18 protein-coding genes are annotated in these 21627 nt (G+C 68.6%); 11 read left to right on the forward strand and 7 right to left on the reverse strand.

Going from position 1 to position 21627, the window contains the following annotated elements; genetic code table 11:
- The first annotated feature begins 27 nt into the window (after positions 1-27).
- The 7 genes from ACWDNU_RS21845 to ACWDNU_RS21875 all read left to right on the forward strand — a co-directional run bounded on the left by ACWDNU_RS21845 (position 28) and on the right by ACWDNU_RS21875 (position 9704).
- Positions 28-1239 carry an acetyl-CoA C-acetyltransferase gene (locus tag ACWDNU_RS21845; protein ID WP_370934370.1) on the forward strand — a complete coding sequence of 404 codons (1212 nt, stop codon included), beginning with the start codon at positions 28-30 and terminating at the stop codon, positions 1237-1239.
- A gap of 8 nt (positions 1240-1247) precedes the next feature.
- The gene (locus ACWDNU_RS21850; RefSeq protein WP_370934371.1) at positions 1248-3419 is read left to right on the forward strand and encodes a 3-hydroxyacyl-CoA dehydrogenase NAD-binding domain-containing protein; all 2172 of its coding nucleotides are present in this window, start codon (positions 1248-1250) and stop codon (positions 3417-3419) included.
- Between the two features lie 106 nt (positions 3420-3525).
- The gene (locus ACWDNU_RS21855) at positions 3526-3975 is read left to right on the forward strand and encodes a hypothetical protein (protein WP_449670244.1); all 450 of its coding nucleotides are present in this window, start codon (positions 3526-3528) and stop codon (positions 3973-3975) included.
- 218 nt (positions 3976-4193) lie between these two features.
- Positions 4194-7004, forward strand: a complete 2811-nt coding sequence (locus ACWDNU_RS21860; protein ID WP_370934373.1) for an ABC transporter substrate-binding protein — start codon at positions 4194-4196, stop codon at positions 7002-7004.
- A gap of 329 nt (positions 7005-7333) precedes the next feature.
- A complete protein-coding gene (locus ACWDNU_RS21865) occupies positions 7334-7477 on the forward strand; it encodes a hypothetical protein (protein WP_449670245.1) in 144 nt (47 codons plus the stop codon).
- 221 nt (positions 7478-7698) lie between these two features.
- Positions 7699-8169, forward strand: a complete 471-nt coding sequence (locus ACWDNU_RS21870; protein ID WP_449670246.1) for a DUF3761 domain-containing protein — start codon at positions 7699-7701, stop codon at positions 8167-8169.
- Between the two features lie 131 nt (positions 8170-8300).
- Complete coding sequence (locus ACWDNU_RS21875) at positions 8301-9704, forward strand: MFS transporter (protein ID WP_449670277.1); 1404 nt, start codon at positions 8301-8303, stop codon at positions 9702-9704.
- Here ACWDNU_RS21875 and ACWDNU_RS21880 read toward each other — a convergent pair.
- The 4 genes from ACWDNU_RS21880 to ACWDNU_RS21895 all read right to left on the reverse strand — a co-directional run bounded on the left by ACWDNU_RS21880 (position 9701) and on the right by ACWDNU_RS21895 (position 15202).
- Positions 9701-11263: an acetolactate synthase large subunit gene (locus ACWDNU_RS21880; protein WP_449670247.1), complete on the reverse strand. Its 1563-nt coding sequence runs from the start codon at positions 11261-11263 to the stop codon at positions 9701-9703. The two genes, ACWDNU_RS21875 and ACWDNU_RS21880, sit on opposite strands and share 4 nt — an antisense overlap.
- Before the next feature lie 5 nt (positions 11264-11268).
- On the reverse strand, positions 11269-12654 hold the full coding sequence (locus ACWDNU_RS21885; protein WP_449670248.1) for an FAD-binding oxidoreductase: 1386 nt from the start codon (positions 12652-12654) through the stop codon (positions 11269-11271).
- A gap of 787 nt (positions 12655-13441) precedes the next feature.
- Positions 13442-13942 (reverse strand): DUF3830 family protein, encoded by a 501-nt coding sequence (locus ACWDNU_RS21890; RefSeq protein ID WP_449670249.1) that lies wholly within the window; start codon positions 13940-13942, stop codon positions 13442-13444.
- Between the two features lie 3 nt (positions 13943-13945).
- Positions 13946-15202, reverse strand: a complete 1257-nt coding sequence (locus ACWDNU_RS21895) for an aspartate aminotransferase family protein (RefSeq protein ID WP_449670250.1) — start codon at positions 15200-15202, stop codon at positions 13946-13948.
- 94 nt (positions 15203-15296) lie between these two features.
- On the opposite strand from ACWDNU_RS21895, the gene ACWDNU_RS21900 reads away from it, so the two are divergent.
- From ACWDNU_RS21900 to ACWDNU_RS21915, 4 genes are all read left to right on the forward strand, one after another.
- Positions 15297-16760, forward strand: coding sequence for an NAD-dependent succinate-semialdehyde dehydrogenase (locus ACWDNU_RS21900; protein ID WP_370934380.1), 1464 nt, complete (start codon positions 15297-15299; stop codon positions 16758-16760).
- Entirely contained in the window at positions 16757-17812 is a 1056-nt protein-coding gene (locus tag ACWDNU_RS21905) for a tartrate dehydrogenase (protein WP_449670251.1), read from the forward strand. Before ACWDNU_RS21900 ends, ACWDNU_RS21905 begins: the two co-directional genes overlap by 4 nt.
- Positions 17813-17884: 72 nt before the next feature.
- Entirely contained in the window at positions 17885-18352 is a 468-nt protein-coding gene (locus ACWDNU_RS21910; protein ID WP_370934382.1) for a DUF4262 domain-containing protein, read from the forward strand.
- A gap of 53 nt (positions 18353-18405) precedes the next feature.
- Positions 18406-18885, forward strand: coding sequence for a GNAT family N-acetyltransferase (locus ACWDNU_RS21915; RefSeq protein ID WP_449670252.1), 480 nt, complete (start codon positions 18406-18408; stop codon positions 18883-18885).
- 425 nt (positions 18886-19310) lie between these two features.
- Here the strand turns inward: ACWDNU_RS21915 and ACWDNU_RS21920 are convergent, their stop codons facing one another.
- The 3 genes from ACWDNU_RS21920 to ACWDNU_RS21930 are packed head-to-tail and all read right to left on the reverse strand — an operon-like array spanning position 19311 to position 21513.
- Entirely contained in the window at positions 19311-19997 is a 687-nt protein-coding gene (locus tag ACWDNU_RS21920) for a GntR family transcriptional regulator (RefSeq protein WP_370934384.1), read from the reverse strand.
- Positions 19998-20000: 3 nt separating this feature from the next.
- A complete protein-coding gene (locus tag ACWDNU_RS21925) occupies positions 20001-20726 on the reverse strand; it encodes a maleate cis-trans isomerase family protein (RefSeq protein WP_370934385.1) in 726 nt (241 codons plus the stop codon).
- 46 nt (positions 20727-20772) lie between these two features.
- Positions 20773-21513, reverse strand: coding sequence for a maleate cis-trans isomerase family protein (locus ACWDNU_RS21930; protein ID WP_370934386.1), 741 nt, complete (start codon positions 21511-21513; stop codon positions 20773-20775).
- Between the last annotated feature and the right edge of the window lie 114 nt (positions 21514-21627).

Here is a 21627-nt window from a genome sequence, read left to right on the forward strand (position 1 = left end):
CCATGCCGCTTCGCGGAGGAGTGTTCAGTGAGTAGCGAGGCCTACATCTACGAGGCGTTGCGCACGCCCCGGGGCAAGAACAAGGGCGGTGCCCTGCACGGCACCAAGCCGGTCGACCTGGTGGTCGGCCTCATCGAAGAGCTGAAGGTCCGCCACCCGAACCTCGATCCGCAGGCGATCGACGACATCGTGCTCGGCGTCGTGTCCCCGGTGGGCGAGCAGGGCGCGGACATCGCGCGCACCGCCGCGCTCGTCGCGGGCCTGCCGCAGACGGTCGCGGGCGTGCAGCTCAACCGGTTCTGCGCGTCCGGGCTCGAGGCCACGAACGTCGCGGCGCAGAAGGTCCGCTCCGGCTGGGACCAGCTGGTCATCGCGGGCGGCGTCGAGTCGATGTCGCGGGTCCCGATGGGTTCGGACGGCGGCGCGCTGTTCATGGACCCGGCCACCGCGTACGACCACTACATCGCCCCGCAGGGCATCGGCGCGGACCTCATCGCGACGATGGAGGGCTTCTCCCGCGAGGACGTCGACGCGTTCGCGGTCCGCTCGCAGGAGAAGGCCGAGGCGGCCTGGTCCGGCGGCTACTTCGCGAAGTCCGTGGTGCCGGTGAAGGACATGAACGGCGTCACGATCCTCGACCACGACGAGCACCGCCGTCCGGGGTCCACTGTGGAGGGTCTGGCGAAGCTCAAGCCCGCCTTCACCACGATCGGCGAGATGGGCGGCTTCGACGCCGTCGCGCTCCAGAAGTACCACCAGGTCGAGAAGATCGACCACGTGCACACCGGCGGCAACTCGTCCGGCATCGTCGACGGCTCAGCCATCGTCCTGGTCGGCAGCGAGGAAGCGGGCAAACGGGCCGGCCTCACGCCGCGGGCGCGCATCGTCGCCACCGCCTCGATCGGCTCCGAGCCCACGATCATGCTGACCGGTCCGACGCCGGCCACCGAGAAGGTCCTGAAGACCGCGGGCCTGACCCCGGACGACATCGACCTGTGGGAGCTCAACGAGGCGTTCGCGTCCGTCGTGCTCAAGTGGCAGAAGGACCTGAACCTGCCGGACGAGAAGATCAACGTCAACGGCGGCGCGATCGCCATGGGCCACCCGCTCGGCGCCACCGGCGCGATGCTGGTCGGCACCGTCGTGGACGAGCTGGAACGCCGTCAGGCGCGCCGGGCCCTGGTGACCCTGTGCATCGGCGGCGGCATGGGTGTCGCGACCATCATCGAGCGGGTGTGAGGACCGAGATGACCGAGAGCAAGACCATCCGCTGGGACAAGGATTCCGACGGCATCGTCACGCTGACGCTGGACGACCCGGACCAGTCGGCCAACACGATGAACCAGGCCTTCCGCGAGTCGCTCGCCGCGACCGTGGACCGGCTCGAGGCGGAGAAGGACGACATCGCCGGTGTCGTGCTCACCTCGGCGAAGAAGACCTTCTTCGCCGGCGGCGACCTGCGCGACCTGATCCAGGCGCAGCCGGAGCACGCGGCCGAGATCACCGCGTCCAGCACCGCGATGAAGGGCCAGATGCGCCGGCTCGAGCAGCTCGGCAAGCCGGTCGTCGCGGCCATCAACGGCGCGGCGCTCGGCGGCGGTCTCGAAATCGCGCTGGCGACGCACCACCGCATCGCGGCCGACGTCAAGGGCAGCCAGATCGGCCTTCCCGAGGTCACGCTGGGCCTGCTGCCCGGCGGTGGCGGCGTGGTCCGCACCGTGCGGCTGCTCGGCATCCAGAGCGCGCTGCTGAACGTGCTGCTGCAGGGCCAGCGGCTCAAGCCGCGCAAGGCGCTGGAGCTGGGCCTGGTGCACGAGGTCGTGGACACCGTCGACGAATTGGTGCCCGCCGCGAAGGCGTGGATCAAGGCCAACCCCGAGGGCGGCGTGCAGCCGTGGGACGTCAAGGGCTACAAGATCCCGGGCGGCACCCCGTCGAACCCGAGCTTCGCGGCGAACCTGCCCGCGTTCCCGGCGAACCTGCGCAAGCAGCTCAAGGGCGCGCCGATGCCCGCGCCGCGGGCGATCCTCGCCGCCGCGATCGAGGGCTCGCAGGTTGACTTCGACACCGCGATCCAGGTCGAGACGCGTTACTTCGTCAGCCTGGCCATCGGGCAGGTTTCGAAGAACATGACCAAGGCGTTCTTCTTCGACCTGCAGTCGATCAACTCCGGCGGTTCGCGTCCGGACGGGTTCGAGAAGTACACGGCCAAGAAGGTCGGCGTGCTCGGCGCCGGGATGATGGGCGCCGCGATCGCGTACGTGTCCGCGAAGGCGGGCATTGACGTCGTGCTCAAGGACGTCTCGCAGGAGGCGGCCGAGAAGGGCAAGGGCTACGCGGTCAAGCTCGAGGAGAAGGCGCTCTCGCGCGGCAAGACCACGCAGGAGAAGTCGGACGCGCTGCTGGCGCGGATCAAGCCGACCGCCGACCCGGCCGACTTCGCGGGCGTCGACTTCGTGATCGAGGCCGTGTTCGAGAGCGTCGAGCTGAAGCACAAGGTGTTCGGCGAGATCGAGAGCATCGTCAACGCGGACGCGGTGCTGGGCTCCAACACCTCGACCCTGCCGATCACCGCGCTGGCCGAGGGCGTGCAGCGGACCGAGGACTTCATCGGGATCCACTTCTTCTCGCCGGTGGACAAGATGCCGCTGGTCGAGATCATCTGCGGCGAGAAGACGTCGCCCGCCACGCTGGCGAAGGTCTTCGACTACACGCTGCAGATCCGCAAGACCCCGATCGTCGTCAACGACAGCCGCGGCTTCTTCACCTCGCGGGTCATCGGCACCTTCATCAACGAGGCCGTGGCCGCGCTGGGCGAGGGCGTCGAGCCGGCGTCGATCGAGCAGGCGGGTTCGCAGGCCGGCTACCCGGCGCCGCCGCTGCAGCTGATGGACGAGCTGACCCTCACGCTGCCGCGCAAGATCCGGGCGGAAACCCGCGCCGCGATCGAGGCCGAGGGAGGCACCTGGACGCCGCACGCGTCCGAGGCTGTCATCGACACGATGCTCGACAAGTACGACCGCAAGGGCCGTTCCACCGGGGCGGGCTTCTACGAGTACGACGAGAACGGCAAGCGCACCGGGCTGTGGCCGGGCCTGCGCGAGGCGTTCAACTCGGGTTCGGCGGACGTGCCGTTCGAGGACCTCAAGGAGCGCATGCTCTTCGCCGAGGCGCTGGAAACGGTGAAGTGCTTCGACGAGGGCGTCCTGACCACGGTCGCGGACGCCAACATCGGGTCCATCTTCGGCATCGGCTTCCCGGCGTGGACCGGCGGCGTGATCCAGTACATCAACCAGTACGAGGGCGGGCTGCAGGGCTTCGTGGACCGGGCTCGCGAACTGGCGTCGCGGTACGGCAGCCACTTCGAGCCGCCGCAGTCGCTGGTGGAGAAGGCCGCCAAGGGCGAGATTTACGAATAAGGCCTGATCTTGTGGCAGCGGGGCCGCTCCGGGGATTTTCCCGGGGCGGCCCCGTTTTTCGTGCGTTGCGGGCGTGGGACGATCCCCACGGGCTCCGGAGGTGATGATGACAGCGGAACAGCTGCCGGTCTTGGACGAACATCGGATCGTCGTGCGGGCCGACGCGGAGACGGTCTGGCGGGCGATCAACCAGGTCGTCGAGCGCGTCTCGGGCCGGTTGGCGACCGGCTACGCCTGGGCCGTCGGTGCCGCCGACTGGAAGGCGACCGGTCCTCGTCCGCTCGCTGAAGGGTCGACGGTTCCCGGCTTCCGGGTCGTCGAGGCCGAACCGCACGAGCTGCTCGCCCTCGCCGGACGGCACCGGTTTTCTGAGTACCGCCTTACTTTCCGGCTCGAAGCTGTCTCGGATGGACAGACGCTGGTCCGCGCCGAGAGCCGCGCCCGGTTCCCTGGAATATTCGGGTCCGGTTACCGCTTGCTAGTCGTCGGCAGCGGTGGGCACGCGGTCGGGATGCGGAGGTTGCTGGGAACGATCGCGCGCCTCGCGAACAATTAATTCCCCATTCTTGAATTGATCTACGATTTTCGTAGCAAGACGGGAAAATGATCAACGCGCGCCCGGGAACCCGTCGCTCAGCGCGACGACGCGTCCGACGAACGGCTGAACGCGCCGCCACCCGAATGGTCGTAAGTCGCGTGCGGCAAACCGGGAAACCGTTGCCATGACGGCACAATTCCGGGACCCCTCCCGGCTCGCGCGTGGGATAATTCGGCATGGACCAGACGGTGGCCGTCGCTGGGGAACAACTCGCGTTCGCTGGGGCAGATCGGCTTGTCAAACTCATCGGGGCGCTTTATCAGCGGCCCCGCGTCGGCGACCGGCCGCGGGAATTGCGGGGCGACGGAGAATGGCGGCCCGGTTATCACCGGGAACGCGCCGGGCGGCGCGGGCTGCCCATGGTGTGCCTCGTCGGCGACGCGCGCGAGGGGGTGCTCGAAGAGCTGGGCTCGCGGATGCAGAACGCGAAACCGGCGGGCACGGTGCGTTCCGTCTATCTCTCGCTCGCTGATCGGCCGGACGTCGACCCGCCGGGCAAGGCGACCGAGGCGACCGTCGAGGTGGTGCGCGACATTCTGTGGCGCGTCCGCAACAGCCTCGTCCGCAGTTCTCGCACGCGGGAAAGCCGGTTGCGGTTCCGGCTGTTCACGCTGGTGGATCAGCTCATGGCGAAGCGGTTTCCGGACGGCGAAACCGATACCGAAGCCATCCTGCTGCGCGAACTGCAGGAGAACGGCCTGCTGGTCCGGTTCCGCTCGGCCATCGACAGCGTCAGCCGCGAGCTGGTGCCGCAGCATCCGACGTGGCGGTTTCCGTTGCTGCTGCTGCGCTGGCTGACGATCGGCTTCTTCCGGCTCGCCGTCACCGGGCGCGTGCCGGGGCTGTCCGGACGGTACCGCTGGTTCCTGCGCCAGCCGCACCTCGCGCCGGAGATGTCCGGCAGCTTCGTCCGCTTCGCGATGCGGCTCACCGACGGCGAATGGCAGCACGAATCGCCCCAGTACGTCGCACGGTTGCTGGTCAACGCGTTCCTGGAGGACCTGCGCCGCGAGTACCGGCTGCGGCCGTGGCAGTTCTGGCGGCGGCGCCGGATGACGTATCCGGTGCTGCTGCTCGACGAGGTCGGCCCGGCCAACGGCGGATACCGGCTGCTCGACCTGATCAACGAGGTCCGCAACCAGGTCGGCCTGTTCGACCCGCTGCTCGTGGTGAGCGCGAGCCAGGCGCCGCCGCCGGACGCCGCGCCGAGCGAGGACCGGCCGAAGTACCACGCCGCTGATGCCGCCGACGCGTACCGGGTGTGGCAGAACCGGCTCAGCGCCGACCGGCGCGCCCGCCGCCCGACCGCGTGGTACCTGCCGATCGGGCTCGACGCGCCGCACAGCGAAACCGAAAAAACCGAGGTGCGCAAGCGAATGCTGGCGCTGGGCGAGCACTACGACCTGTCCGGCGGACGGGCCCGGGCGGCGTGGTGGACGACGCGCTGGGTCCGGGCCGGGGTGCCCGCGGTGGTGCTCGTGCTGGTAGCCGGATTCGCCGTCGTGCGCTATCAGTCCTTTCTGGACAGTCATTGCGGCACCTCGAGCGAGTGGCTGACGCGGGTGGACGACCAGTGCGTCGGCGTGTCCGACGGCACGTTCACGCTGTTCTCCCCGGTCGACAAGGAGGGGACGATCCAGCAGGTCGAAGCCGTGATCGCGGACCAGAACCGGCGCGCGGAGGAACTGCACCAGCAGCATCCGGAACGGCCGTACATCACGCTGGTCGACCTGGAGGCGCTGACGTCGTCGAACGGCACCGCCGAAGGGCTCACCGCGGAACGGGAATCGCTGGAGGGTTTCGCCGTCGCACAGTCGCGGCAACTCGACGCGACCGCCGCGGCCGAACCGATCGTGCGCATGCTGATCGCCAACGGCGGCAAAGGAATGCTCCAGGGTGCGGCGGTCGCGAAGACGCTGCTGGAGATGGCGAAACAGGACCCCAGCATCGTCGGCGTGGTCGGGCTCGACATGAGCAGCGCGCCGACGTCCGAAACGATCCGCGCACTCGGCGACGCGGGCATTCCCGTGGTCGCCGCGACGCTCACCGCCGACCAGTTGGCGGACCAGAACCCGATTTACTTCCAGGTCGCGCCGCAGAACCGCCGGGAGGCCGCGGTTGCCGCGGCGTTCGCCGCCCAGCGTCCCGGCCCCCGAGCGCTGCGCGTCTACTACCCCGACGACGACTCCGATTTCTACAGCGCGAACCTCCGCGACGATGTGCTGGCAGCCTTTAAACAGAAGGGTTTCACCGTCGAAGCACGCGCGTTCGACGGAGACGGCGGGCCGCCCGGGACCGCGCACGTGCGGTACGGCTACCGGAATGTCGGCAACGCAGGTGCTGCCGGGCGGGACAGCTGCTCCTACAACGGTTACACGTTCTTCGCCGGCCGAGGAGTCCCCGACTTCGGGGCGTTCCTCGCCGGAGCCGCGCAGTGCGGCAGCACGGCGACGATCATCGGCGACGACGACGTCTCCCGCTATGTCGCGGATACTGTTGCGCGGGAACGCAATCGCGCGCTGCCGTACTACTATCTCGCGCTGGCGAGCGCACCGGCCACGCCCGCGAAAGGCCTCGCGCGGGACTTCTACACCACGCTCAACGCCAAATTCGCCTTCGAGCACACCGAAAAAGGCCGGTCGTTCGACGGCCACGCCGCGCTGTCCTACGACGCCGCTTTGGTGATGATCACCGCGACCGCGTACCTGCGCGAAACGTCGTCGAACATCCCGGTGACGCCCGGCGCGGTGTGGCGCGAGATCGCCGCGATCCACACCTCGCGGCCGGACGCGAACCAGACCAACAAATACATCGAGGGCGTCAGCGGAACCATCGACTACGGCGGCGACATCGGCAGGCACGTCCCACAGGACAAGCCGCTCGCGGTACTGCAGGTCCAAGGCGGCGAGGTCGATCCGGCGCTGCAGGGCTTCTGCGGGAAGGCGGTGGTCCGTCCTCCGGACTCGTGGTGCCCGGCGGACGGCTGAGCCGCTGTCGATCTGCAGGGGTCGATCAGGCGGTTCCCTCGGAGATGACGATCACTGTCGATGCCGAAGAGCAACTGTCTTTATTGGAGGATCACGCATCGCCGCGTACGACGACGCCCAGACAATCAGCGTGGAGCCGGGCTACTTCTTGACCTCTGCGGATGCCCAGTTGCCGGGCGAAAACGCGGCTACCACATCGACATTGCCGTGGCCGTGCTCGTCGTACGGCTCGTGTGCACCTCTACAGCCATTGATCGCTCCTCGATCGAACTTGGTGCAGGTAGGTCGTACGGACGGCGGAGGCTGTTACAGGTGGTGAGCATGGATGCTTGACCCCGACGTTTACCTTCGCCGTAATCGACGAGCGGCTGCTGGCGCTGCCGGAAGGAACGCACGTGCTGACCGGGCTGGATCCGGTGTTGTTCGCAGTGGGTCTACTCGCCGCATTTCCCGCGACAGTATCTGCCGCTTGACTCGCAGTGACATGTCCTCAGATCGTCGGGAGTACGTGCAGTCAGCCAGGGGTAACGGCATGCTGGAGTAGAGCTGGAAGCGCTGGCTTCGTTGACCGGTAAGCATGGCAGTTCGATTTCGTGCTCTCTCCGTCACCGGACGAACGGGCCGCTCATTCGCTGTAACAGTTTTCCGCGGATTCCCGACCTCCTCGATTGTCTGGATTGCGAGGAGGCGCCGCATGCTGCGGAAACTGGGGATGGCTTTGGCCGTAGGCGTTCTGGTCGCCGGATGCGGAGCGGCGCCGACCGGCAACGCACCGTCGGCTGTCACGAGCGAGTATTCGCCGCCGCCGACTACGAGCTACAGCGCACCGGAAACCTCGGCAACGCTGACGGCCCCGTCGACTTCGATCGCGGTCCCGGTCGCCACGCCGCCGGTCGCGCCGCCGACCACGGCAGCCAAGCCGAAGACGACACCGAAAACCCAGGCCGCGCCGCGGGTCACCACACCGAAGGAGCAGCCAGCACCGGACCCCGCTCCGGCCGACTGCGGTGCCGACTACTACCGCAACTCCTCCGGAAACTGCGTCCACCGCCCGGACTCGAACCCCGCCGGCGCGACCGCGCAGTGCAAGGACGGCAGTTACAGCTACAGCCAGCACCGTTCCGGCACCTGCTCCGGCCACGGCGGCGTCAAACAGTGGCTCTGAATCCGCCGGCCCAAGCAAGCGCTGGGCCAAACGGACCAGTCCGCTAAGTCGGATCGATCACGAATCGACCGTTCCTGCCATCCCACCCGGTAGCGTGCGAATCCGGTACGGCATACGGAACGGGGGACGTGGTGGCACGGGCAGGCGCGCGGCCGATCATCGTGGTGCTCGCCTCGTGCGGGCTGGTCGCTTCGTTCATGCAGACGCTGGTCATCCCGTTGATCCCGGCGTTCCCGAGACTGCTGAACACGACGCCGACGGACGCGTCCTGGGTCGTCACCGTCACGCTGCTCGCGGCGGCGGTGTGCACGCCGGTCGCCGGGCGGCTCGGGGATCTTTACGGCAAGCGCCGCGTGCTCCTGATAAGCCTGGCGGTGCTGATCGCCGGGTCGGTGGTCTCGGCGCTGACCAGTTCGCTCGCGCTGATGATCGTCGGCCGCGGGCTGCAGGGTTGCGCGATGGGCGTCATTCCGCTCGGCATCAGCATCATGCGCGACGAACTGCCGCCGGAACGCGTCAGCGGCGCGATTTCGCTGATGAGCGCGACCCTTGGCGTCGGCGGCGCGATCGGGTTGCCGGTCGCGGCGATCGTGGCCGAGCACGCGGACTGGCACGTGCTGTTCTGGGGCGCGGCCGGGCTCGGGCTCGGTTGTGCGCTGCTGATCCTGCGATTCGTTCCGGAATCGCCGGTCCGCACGCCCGCGCCGTTCGATTTCCTTGGCACGCTCGGATTGATCGTCGGTCTCACGAGCCTGTTGCTGCCGATTGTGAAGGGCGGCGAATGGGGTTGGGGCAGCCCGGCGACGCTCGGGTTCGCCGCGACCGCCTTGGTCGTACTCGCTGCATGGGGCTGGTATCAACTGCGGCGGCGGGACCCGCTGGTCGATCTGCGCGTTTCGGCGCGGCGGCCGGTGCTGTTCACGAACCTTGCGTCCGTGCTCGTCGGCTTCGCGATGTACGCGATGTCGTTGTCGTTTCCGCAATTGCTGCAGGCACCTTCGGCGACCGGCTACGGTCTCGGGCTCAGCATGGTGCAAGCCGGTCTGTGCCTCGCGCCGAACGGCCTGGTGATGATGGCTCTATCGCCGGTGTCCGCGCGGCTGACCAACCGCTACGGCGCCCGCGTCACGCTCATGACCGGTGCGATCGTGATCGCGGTCGGGTACCTCTTCGCGATTTTCCTGATGGCCAACGCGGTCGAGCTGATCATCGCGTCGGTGATCATCGGGGCGGGCGTCGGAATCGCTTACGCCGCAATGCCCGCGCTGATCATGAGCGCGGTGCCGGTCACCGAAACCGCGTCGGCGAACGGGCTCAACTCGCTCATGCGTTCCGTCGGCACCTCGACCTCCAGTGCCGTGATGGCCACGATGCTGGCCCACCTGACGATCACCGTCGGCTCGTTCACCGTGCCGTCGCTCGCCGGTTTCCGCGCCACCTTCGCGGTTGCCGCGGCGGCGGCGGTAGCCGGGCTGGCGTTGACCGCGGTGGTGCCGCGATTCCGTGCCGCCAGCCCGGAACTCGCCCGGGTCTAGAGCAGCGGCGGAACAGCCACGTCGATCAGGTGCGGCCCCGGCTCGGCGACCGCGCGCCGGAACTGCTCGGCCAGCTCCTCCGCCGTCGTCGCCCGGGTCGCCGGAACGCCCATGCCCTCGGCGATCTTCACGAAATCCAGGTCCGGACGGCCGATGTCGAGCAGGTCCTTCGCACGCGGCCCGTCGCCGGACGCACCGACGCGCTGCAGTTCCATCCGCAGGATCGCGTACGCGTTGTTGTTGAGCACCACGGTGGTCACGTCGAGGTTCTCGCGCGCTTGCGTCCACAGCGCGGAGATCGTGTACATCGCACTGCCGTCGGATTCGAGGTTGATCACCGGCCGCTTCGGTGCCGCGATCGCCGCGCCGACGGCCACCGGCATGCCGTAGCCGATCGCGCCGCCGGTCAGGGTCAGCACGTCGTGCCGCGGCGCGCCCGCTGTCGCGGCGGGGAGCATGAGACCGGACGTGTTCGCCTCGTCCACGATGATCGCGTTCTCCGGCAGCAGCGCGCCGATCACGTCGACCCAGTTCTGCACGGTGATCGGTCCGCTCGGCAGCGCCGGCCGTCCAGCCTCCTGCAGAACCGGCTCGGTGTCGGCGGCGACCAAAGCGGCGACCGCTTCCAGCGCGGCCGGAACGTCCTGACCGACGGTCGCGAGGACGTGGACCTCCGCGCCTTCCGGCGTCAGCTCGCTCGGCATGCCGGGGTAGGCGAAGAACGACACCGGCGCCCGCGTGCCCGCGACGATCAGGTGCTTGATCCCGTCCAGCTGGTACTTGGCCTGTTCAGCGAGATACCCCAGCCGTTCGATGTTCGGCAGACCGGCTCCGCGCTCCAGCCGTGCCGGGAAAGTTTCGGCGAGCGCCTTCGCCCCGGTCGCGGCGGCGATCCGGCTGGTCGCGCGCAAACCGGCTTCGTGGCAAGCGGATCCGCCGATGAGCAACGCCACCGGCTCACCGCTGCGCAGCACGTCCGCGATCTTCTGGACGGTCGTCGCGTCGACCGTCTGCGGCACGCGCGGCGGAATCGGCTCGCACGTTTCGCCGCCCTCGCCCCACGACGCGTCGGCGGGAAGGATCAGGGTCGCGACCCGGCCCGGTGCGTCCTGCGCCGCCGCGACCGCCGCCGCGGCATCCGCGCCGACGTCCTTCGTGTGTCCGGACCGGCGTACCCAGCCTTCGAGCGTGCCCGCGATGGCGTCGATGTCCGACTCCAGCGGGGCGTCGTACTGCTTGTGGTAGGTCGCGTGGTCGCCGATCACGTTGACCACCGGCGTGTGCGCGCGGCGCGCGTTGTGCAGGTTCGCCAGGCCGTTCCCCAGGCCAGGACCGAGGTGCAGCAGCGTCGCGGCGGGCTTGCCGGCGACCCGCGCGTACCCGTCCGCGGCACCGGTCACGACGCCCTCGAACAGCGCGAGCACGCCGCGCATCTCCGGCACCGAATCGAGCGCGGCGACGAAGTGCATCTCCGACGTGCCGGGATTGGAGAAGCACACGTCGACCCCGCTGTCGACGAGTGTGCGGATGAGGGACTGGGCGCCGTTGAGCGTGCTCACTGTGCTCACTTTCCGGTTTGCGCGAACAGGACGCCGGGGTTCAGGATCCCGGCCGGGTCGAAGCTGTCCTTGACCCGGCGCAGCAGATCGAGCTTCGCCGGGTCTTCGAGTTTGGCGTAGTACTTCGTCTTGGTACGGCCGAGGCCGTGCTCGCCGGAGATCGCGCCGCCGAGTTCGTACGCGCAGCCGAAGATGTCGGTCAGCAACCGCGAGCGAGTGTCCGGGTCCTTGCAGAAGATCGCCAGGTGGACATTGCCGTCGCCGGCGTGCCCGCAGCCGAGCGCGCCGCCGCCGGTCGCCATCGCCAGCTCGCGGGCCTTGGCCATGAATTCCGGCATCGCGGTCCGCGGCACCACCACGTCGATGATGTCGTCCGCTCCCACGGCTTTGGCGTTCCAGAAGGCTTTTTCCCGCGCTTCGATGAGCTTGCGCGCGGCATTGCCTTCAAGCACGTACGCGTCGGTCGCGCCGAGTTCGACCAGCAGCTCGCCGAGCGTCTCGACGTCCTCGCCGAGCCGGTCGGCCACCCGGTTTTCCAGCGCTACGGCCAGATACGCCTGCGTCCGGTCGCGGATTTCCGCCGGGACGCCCAGTTCGAGCTTGTCGTTGTAGACCATCGCGGCCATCGTCAGGTTGTCGATGTACTCGAGGATCTGCGGCGCGAGGCCGCTCGCGGCGATCCTCGGCACCGCCGCCATGACCTGTTCGAAATCGTCGAACGGGGCGAGCACGGTCGCGCCGTGCGGCAGCCGCGGCTGCAGTTTGACGATCACCTCGGTCACCAGCGCGAGGGTGCCCTCCGAGCCGATGATCAGCTGGGTCAGGTCGTACCCGCTGGAAATCTTCGACATCCGGCCGCCGACGCGGATGATCTCGCCGGTCGCGAGCACCGCCTGCAGACCCGAGACGTTGCCGCGCGTGATGCCGTAGCGGATCGCGCGCATGCCGCCGGCGTTGGTGCCGACGGTGCCGCCGACGCTCGCGCTCAGTTCGCCGGGATAGACGGGGTAGGTGAGGCCGTGCTCGGCGGTCTTTGCGTCGAGCTCGGCCAGCGTGACGCCCGGCTGGACCACGGCGACGTGGTTGCCGGTGTCGATTTCGAGCACCGAGTTCATCCGCTCGAACGAGACGACGAGCCCGCCTTCGACCGGACGCGCCGCGGCGGACAGCCCGCTGCCGGACCCGCGCGCGGTCACCGGGATGCCCTCGGCGGAGGCGATCTTCAGCAGCGCGGAGACCTCTTCGGCGGTGGCTGGCTTCGCGACGTACGCCGGTTTCTGGCCGGGCGTGCTGAGCGCTTCGTCGTGCGCGTAATCGTCGGAAATCGCGTCACCGGTCAGCAGGTTCCCAGCTCCGACGGCACCTGCCAGCTGTGTTGCGATCTTGCTCATGCCACTCCTTCGTGCGCGCGTACGTCCAAGGCCGAAGCCTAGCCGTTCTGCCACGAGGCTGGCCATGAATAGTTTTCACGTTAGCCGACGGGCGGCGGGCACGAAAAAGGCCACGCCGCGCGCGTGGCCAGAAGGGGGAGAACCCAAGCAGGGACCGGCCCGCGCCAACAGGCCGGCCCCTGGGTTAATCCTCGGTGCCGGTCAGACGAGCCAGCCGAGCACGTGCGCCAGGTGCGCGAGCAGACCCGAGATCAGGTCGTGGCCGTGGTGCACGTGCTGGGTGAACATCTGCATTGAGGGGCTCCTTGTTCGGATTGTTCTTCCTTGGTGCTCTCGCGAGGAGCCAACGCAGATTTCCACCGGCGCGCTCGCGGTGTCAAAACGCGGTTTTCCCTGTGCTGGCAAGGGATCGACGGCCGAAGAATCTTCCCATGTTAAACATGTAAGGCTTTCGGGTTTGTCGCCGGGGGTGCACTGTGGACTCTTCGCCACGGTTCGTAGCGATCGCCGGGTCCGATCACCCTGGGTAGCAGACGCGCACTGCGGCAACCGGGCGGCGTCGCCCCTCGAACCGGTGAATGCGAAGCCACGATTGGTGAGTTGCCGAGGTTCACACCGCCGGGTGATCATCCGGGTAGGATCCCTTGTCCGGCAGGGGAATCCGGGTCGCTTTCATGATCGCGGAGGGTTAACCCGGCTTCACTCTGGCGGAACAATCTGGCCCGATCGGGCAGTGAAAAGGGCCGGCCCCTCCGCAGTGGAGGAACCGGCCCTTTGCTGGTGACTGTCAGTCCGCGCGGGCGAACGACAGCGTCTCGCCTTCCACGCCGCGCAGCCACAGATCCTGCGCGGCCGCGGCCATCTCGGACAGCCCCTCCTCGATGGTCGCGAACACGTTGCCGGGCACCCAGCCCGCGTCGCCGTTGATCAGGAGGTTGTTGCGGCCGTAGAAAATCGCGAGATCCGTGGCACCCTGGTCGCTGTGCGCCTCGCTGCCGTCGTCGTAGCCGTACGCCGGGTTGCCGATTTCCCATGCCTCGAATCCGAAGTAGACGACGTCGCCGGGAATCGGCGTGATCGTCGGATTCTCGCGGCCCGGCTTCGGATCGGCGAAGGGCGGCACGAGCGTGTAGACCTCGTTGCGCGCGTACTTTGCGTGGTAGGCCGAACCGCTCTGCGGCAGTGCGGCCCACACCGCTTTGCAGGTGCGCGGTGCTTCGTTGTCGAGCAGCCGGGCGCGGCAGGTGACGCCGCGCTTGTCGAGGCTGATGGTGATGTAGCGCGCCATGCCTCAGCTCCCCGTAACCGACGAGACGACCTCGCCCCAGATGCGCAGCGCGTCGTCGACCTGTTCCGCGTTGACGACCAGGGGCGGCACCATACGCACGACGTTCGAGTACGCGCCACAGGTGAGCAGCAGCAGCCCACTCTTGGCAGCTGCCTGCTGCGCCGCCTGCGCAGTGGCCGTGTCCGGTTCGCCGTCCGCGGTAGTGAACTCAGTGCCCACGAGGAGCCCGAGACCGCGTACGTCGCCGATAGCCGGCGTCTTGTCCGCGATGACGCGCGCGCCCTCGAGAAGCTGACGCCCGCGCTCCGCGGCGTTCTCGACCAAGCCTTCGTCCTGAATGACGTCGAGCGTCGCGATGGCTGCCGCGCACGACACTGCGTTGCCGCCGTACGTGCCGCCTTGGGAACCCGGGTACGCCTTCGCCATCAGCTCTTCCGAAGCGGCGATGCCCGACAGCGGGAAGCCGCTGGCGAGGCCCTTCGCGATCAGCACGACGTCCGGGTGGACGTCGAAGTGGTCGTGGCCCCAGAACTTGCCGGTGCGGCCGAAGCCCGCCTGCACCTCGTCGAGCACCAGCAGGATGCCGTGCCGGTCGGCGCGCTCGCGCAGCCCGGCCATGAACGCGGTGTTCGCGGGAACGTAGCCGCCTTCGCCGAGCACCGGCTCGATGAAGAACGCGGCCGTCTCGTTCGGCGCGGAGACGGTCTGGAAGAGGTAGTCGAGCTCGCGCAGGGCGAACTTCGTGGCCGTTTCCTCGTCCCAGCCGTAGTGGTAGGCGTACGGGAACGGCGCGACGTGCACGCCGGACATCAGCGGCGAGATGCCCGCGCTGAACCGCGTGCCGGACGTGGTCATGGTGGCCGCGGCGACCGTGCGGCCGTGGAAACCGCCCTGGAACACGATGACGTTCGGCCGCTTCGTCGCCTGCCGCGCCAGGCGCAGCGCGGCCTCCACGGCTTCGCTGCCGGAGTTGGCGTAGAAGAGCGAATCGAGTCCGGACGGCAGCACGTCGCCGAGCTTGCGGGTCAGTTCGAGCAGCGGTTTGTGCATGACGGTCGTGTACTGGCCGTGCACGAGCTTGCCGATCTGCTCGCGCGCGGCCTCGACCACGCGCGGGTGACAGTGCCCGGTGCTGGTCACCCCGATGCCCGCGGTGAAGTCGAGATGACGTTTCCCGTCCACGTCGTAGAGGTAAACCCCTTCACCGTGGTCGACGACGACGGGCGTTGCCTGCTTGAGCAGCGGGGACAGCTGGGCCATGCGGCGCCCTCCTGGGATGCGGGTGGAGACGGTTGTCGATTGTTGACAATATCCATAGCATGAGTTCGGGACAACAGGAACAGGAGCGAGCTGGATGAGCGGGATCACCGAGAACGGCGTCGTCGGCGCGGTCGGCAAGGAACTCTTCATCGGCGGCAAGTGGGTCGCCGCGCGCAGCGGGAAGACCTTCGACGTGCAGGATCCCTCCACCGGAGAGGTCCTGTGCCAGGTCGCGGACGCCGGGCCGGAAGACGGTCTCGCGGCGCTCGACGCGGCGGTCGCGGCACAGTCCGGCTGGGCGGCAGTGGCACCCCGGGAACGCGGCGAAATCCTGCGCCGCGCGTACGACAAGCTCATCGAGCGCCGCGACGAGCTGGCGCTGCTGATGACGCTGGAGATGGGCAAGCCGCTGGCCGAGGCCGCCGGCGAAATCACTTACGCCGCCGAGTTCTTCCGCTGGTTCGCCGAGGAAGCGGTGCGGATCGACGGCGGCTACGCGGTGGCCCCGAACGGCTCGGGCCGGTTCCTGATCACGCGCCAGCCGGTGGGTCCGACGCTGCTCATCACGCCGTGGAACTTCCCGATGGCGATGGGCACGCGCAAGATCGGCCCGGCCGTCGCCGCGGGCTGCACGATGGTGATCAAGCCAGCCGCGCAGACTCCGCTGTCGATGCTCGCGCTCACCCAGATCCTCGCCGACGCCGGGCTGCCCGAGGGGGTGCTGAACGTCGTCACCACCAAGGACGCGGGCGGGGTGATGGAGCCGCTGATCCGCGACGGACGCGCGCGCAAGCTGTCCTTCACCGGTTCGACCGGGGTCGGGCGCAAGCTGCTGGAGCAGTGCGCGGAGAAGGTGCTGCGCACGTCGATGGAACTGGGCGGCAACGCGCCGTTCGTCGTGTTCGACGACGCGGACCTGGACGCCGCGGTCGAGGGCGCGATGCAGGCCAAGATGCGCAACATCGGCGAGGCGTGCACCGCGGCCAACCGGTTCTACGTGCAACGCGGTGTGGCCGAGGAGTTCTCCCGCAAGCTCACCGAGCGGATGCAGGCGCTGCCGATGGGCCGCGGCACCGACGAGGGCGTCGTGGTCGGTCCGCTGATCGACGAGGCCGCGGTGAAGAAGGTGACCGAGCTGGTCAAGGACGCCACGGACAAGGGCGCGCGCGTGCTCACCGGCGGCTCGCGAGTCGACGGTCCGGGGCACTTCTACCCGGCGACCGTGCTCACCGACGTTCCGGTGGACGCCCGGCTGGCCAGCGAGGAAATCTTCGGCCCGGTCGCGCCGATCACCCCGTTCGACACCGAGGACGAGGCGGTCGAGAAGGCCAACGACACCGAATTCGGCCTCGTGTCCTACCTGTTCACCAGCGATCTGAAGCGCGCGCTGCGGGTCTCGGAACGCTTGGAGGCCGGGATGATCGGCCTCAACCAGGGCATCGTGTCCAATCCGGCGGCTCCGTTCGGCGGCGTCAAGCAGTCCGGTCTCGGCCGCGAGGGCGGCACGGTCGGCATCGACGAGTTCCTGGAGACCAAGTACATCGCGGTGAGCCTGTGACACACCGGATTGCGAGCATCCCGGGCGACGGAATCGGGGTCGACGTCACGATCGAAGCGCGCCGGGTTCTCGACGCGGCCGCGGCGAAGTACGGCTTCTCGTTGGAGTGGACCGAATTCGACTGGAGCTGCGAACGGTACGCGAAGACCGGCGCGATGATGCCCGAAGACGGGGTCGCGCAACTGTCGGGCTTCGACGGCATCCTGCTCGGCGCGGTCGGCTTCCCTGGCGTGGCGGACCACGTTTCGTTGTGGGGCCTGCTGATTCCCTTGCGGCGGGCGTTCCAGCAGTACGTCAACCTGCGGCCGGTCCGGCTGCTGCCGGGGACGTCCTCGGTGCTGGCCGGGCGGAAGGCCGACGAGCTGGAAATGGTGATCGTCCGGGAGAACTCCGAGGGCGAGTACTCGGCGATCGGCGGACGGCACAACGCCGGGCGGCCGGACGAGTTCGTGCTGCAGGAATCGGTGTTCACGCGGGTCGGGGTGGAACGGATCATCCGGTACACCTTCGATCTCGCACGCACGCGTTCGCAGCACGTCACCTCGGCGACCAAGTCCAACGGGCTGATCCACTCGATGCCTTACTGGGACGAGATTTTCGCCGAGGTCGCCGCGCAGTATCCCGATGTCCGCGCGGAACAGTGCCACGTGGACGCGCTGGCCGCGCGGATGGTGCAGGCTCCGGACCGGCTCGACGTGGTGGTGGCGTCGAACCTGTTCGGCGACATTTTGAGCGACCTGGCGGCCGCGATCACCGGCGGACTGGGCATGGCGCCGTCCGGAAACATCAACCCATCAGGTGACTTTCCGTCGATGTTCGAGGCGGTCCACGGCAGTGCTCCGGACATCGCCGGACAGGGCATCGCGAACCCGGTCGCCCAGATCCTCGCCGGGGCGATGCTGCTCGAGCATCTCGGGGAAACCGTTGCCGCACAAGCGATCCGCGCCTCGGTCGACGAGGTGCTGACCGCGGGCGAAACGCTCACCCCCGACCTCGGCGGAACCGCTACCACAACTTCGCTCGGCGCCGCGGTGGCTGATTCGCTCCGCTGATTTTTCGTCGGTGCCGCGAGGTTCACTCTTCCCTGACCCGGTCGGCGGGTCCACGAGGGGAGGAGGGCACCGATGTGCCAGATGTGCGAGGAGCCGGAAAGATCCGAGGAGCAGTACCTGATCGAGGTGCTGGACCGGATCAGGGAATACGGATGGTGCGTCCAGGGCGTGCAGGGGCCAGGTGCCCGGCCGCCCTGGGCGTACACCGCGGGCCTGACCGCGCAAGGCCTGCCGGAACTGGCAGTCACCGGATTGTCTTTGCACGAAGCGGGGTACGTGCTCAACGCCGGAGCCGAGCAGATCCTGCATACCGGCCCGCCGGAGCCTGGCGAACAGTGGCTGCTGCCCCGGCTGCCCAGGCTGGAAGTAGTGAAGCTCAGCGCCCCCGCGACGCACCTGCATATCGCGGTTTGCTGCTATGGCACCGGAATCGAAGCCATGCAGCTGGTCTACGCCGATCCAACGGGCCGGTTCCCGTGGTCGCCGCACTACAACCTCGGCCTTGGCGGACAGCCCGTGCTGGGGGTGCGTAATGCCTGAGTTTCTCTTGCTGCGCCAGGCTTTTTCGCGCTTTCGCCCGGTAGAATCGAAGCATGCCCGAACTTCTGGCCCCCACCGTCCGATTGCATCGCCCGTGGCTGGAAGCACACGCCGAATGGGGTCCAGGCCTGCACGAGGACGGCTTCGGCCTGTCGGCGTCGGACGAGGTCGATTCTCCCGCTGGCTTCGCCGCCTGGGTGGATTCTTTGACACAGGACCGCGCCCGGTACCGCTGGCTAGTCGAGGACGGTCAGGTGCTAGGCGGAATCGCCCTGCGCACCGGCCCAGCGGAGTACGTGTCGTGGGCCGGGCACATCGGCTTCGGCATCCGCCCGTCGGCGCGTGGCCGCGGTCTGGCTTCCTGGGCGCTGCGCCAGATGCTGCTCGAGGCCCGGGAGCTGTCGCGGGTGCTCTTGGTGTGCGAGGGGGAGAACCTGGCGTCCGCCAAGACGATCGAACGCGCGGGCGGGGTGCTGGAGGAGGTACGCCAGACCGAGCACGGACCGGTGCGGCGGTACTGGATCACGACCTGAGCTGTTCAAGCGGCACGTTCCGGGACACCCGGATGCGGACGCAGCGAACCGCCTGCTTCGCCGTCGGCAGATGTCGGTGCGCGGCCCGGGCTGGGAGGCTGCTTGTGTTGCTGCTGAGCGATGCGGGAGCCGAGTGGTCGTCTCTTGCCGTCCTCGGCAGACGTCGGCGCGCGGCCCGGGCCGGGAGGCTGGTTGCGTCGGTGCTCAGCGGTGCGGGAGCCAAGCGGTCGGTTCTCGCTTCCCTCGGCAGATGTCGGTGCGCGGCCCGGGCTGGGAGGCTGCTTGTGTTGCTGCTGAGCGATGCGGGAGCCGAGTGGTCGTCTCTTGCCGTCCTCGGCAGACGTCGGCGCGCGGCCCGGGCCGCAGCCGCGATTCCTGCGCGGAGGATGGCGGCGCAGCTCGATGGCGCGGCGATCAAGCCCCGGTCACCCAGCCGCCGCGACCCCGTCCTTCAAACTCCGCCCCGGAAGCAACCGGCTGATCGCGTCCTCCATGTGCGCGTCCAGCAAATGCAGCGCCGTCTCCTCGTCGCCCGAGCGCAGGGCTTCGATGATCCGCGTGTGCTCCTCCAGCCGATCCTCCACGCCCTGATACGTGCTCTGCAGCAACGTCAGGCACATCCGCGTCTCGATCAGCAACGTCCGGGCCATCCGCATCAGCCGTTTGCTGCCGGAGGCGTTGATCAGCGCCTCGTGAAACCGGAGGTCCGCCTCGGACAGCGCGGCCGGATCGTCGGCGGCGGCAGCCATATCGGCGACGTTCTGCTCCAGCAGCGCGGCCACTGCCTCGCGGTCGCCGCGGAAGGCGCACAGCAGCGCGGCTCTCTCCACCGCGGAACGGGCGAGATAAATGTCGAACACGTCCGCCGGTTCGAGGTCGATCACGAACAGGCCCCGGTGGCGTTCGCTGCGCAGCAGGCCCTCGGACACGAGGTGCTGCATCGCCTCCCGCAGCGGGCCGCGCGAGACCTGGAAGCGGGCGGCCAGGTCGGTTTCGCCGAGCTGGGTGCCCGGCGGGAGCGCGCCGGTCATGATCGCGTCGCGCAGCTGGCGCGCGATCACCGCGGCGGTCGATTCCCGGCTCACCGGTTCTATGTCAGGCAGTGCGACCACGGGTCAGCCCCTCGTCCGGAACAACGCGCCCAGCGAACGCACCAACCGGGTCGAGCCGGTCAGGCGCAGGCCTTCCCAGATGGTCACCTGGTTGGCGGTCAGCACCGGTTTGCCGAGCTTCTCCTCGATCGCGGTGATCTCGCCGAGCGTGCGCATCGCGGTGTCGGGCACCAGAACCGCGTCGGCGTCCGGGTGGTCGTGGCTTACCGCCAGATCGATCACGGCCTCGGGCGCGAGCTGGCCGACCTCGGCGGCGGTGTCGATGTCGGCGCTCGACATCGAGAGCACCTCGACGCCGCCTGCGGCGAGGAAGTCCACGAACAGCCGCGCGACGTCGTCGGGGTAGCTCGCGGCTACCGCGACCCGTTGTACGCCAAGGGCTTTCGCCGCGTGCACGAAGGCGAACGACGTGCTCGAAGCCGGGACCCCGGCAACTGCGGCGAGCTGGTCGGCCTGGTTGCGCGCGCCGTCCCAGCCGTACACGAAGCTGCCGGACGTGCAAGCCCACACCACCGCTTCCGGCTGGTGTTTCGCGAGCAGCCGGGCGCCTTCGGCGAGCCGGGCCTCGCTGCCGAGGTCGAGCAGCTCCGGCACCGCGTGCAGGTCGGTGCCGTAGATGTGCGCGACCGGCAGGCTGATGTCGCCGTCGGAGCCGCCGAGAAGCTGTTCCGCGAGCGGGTAGTCGTCCTCGGCCGCGTGGTCGGGGTAGATGAAGCCGATCGTGGTCACGAAACCTCCGGGATGCGCAAATTGTCGACAATATTAGCGGGACGGGTCAAGACACCTCCCGCAGCCACTGGCCGGGACCCACGACGGGCAGGTGCATCCGGCGCAGGCAGGCCCACATGGTCAGCTGGTTGGCGGTCAGCACGGGTTTGCCGAGCGCCTTCTCCAGCGGTTCGATCAGGTCGAACGTGGGGAGGTTGGTGCAGCTGACGAAAATCGCCTCGGCGTCGCGGTGGTCCGCGGCCAGGATCCGCTCGGCGATGGTGCGGTAGCTGACCTTCCAGATGCCGCCGCCCAGCCCGAGGTGGTCGCTGGACACGGTGTCCACGCCGACCTCGGCGAGGAAGTCGTGGAGTTTGCCGGTGAGGTCGGCGTCGTACGGCGTGAGCACCGAGACCCGGTGCAGGTCGAGCTGGTGCAGCACCTCGACGAGAGCGCCGGAGGTGGTGACCGCGTCCGGCGCGCCCGCGTCGCAGATCGCCTTGGTGAGCGAGCGTTCGTAGTCGATGCCGTTCACGAAGCTGCCGGAGGTGCACAGGTACGCGACCACCTCGGGCTCCACGTGCAGCACGTCGCGCGTGGCCGTGGCGAGGTGTCGGCTGTCGCTCACCAGCTGGGCCATTTCCATGCTCACCGGGACCGGTTCGTACGGGGTGCGGGCGAGGTGCAGCGACACCTCCATCGGCACCCAGCGCCACAGTTCGCGCTCGAGCGCGAGGTCGAACGGCGCGATCACGCCGATGCCGCGCTGGGCTAGCGGGCCCTCGAACGCGAGGAAGTCCAGATCCAAGGTTCAGCCTCCGGAATACGCCTGTGCGGATGCCCGTCCGGTGCTCCGGGGGTGGTCCTCGGATTGTTGACAATCATACGAGCCACTTTTACCGTGTCAATCGTGATCGCCCCG

It is taken from the genome of Amycolatopsis sp. NPDC003676 (genome assembly GCF_053587275.1).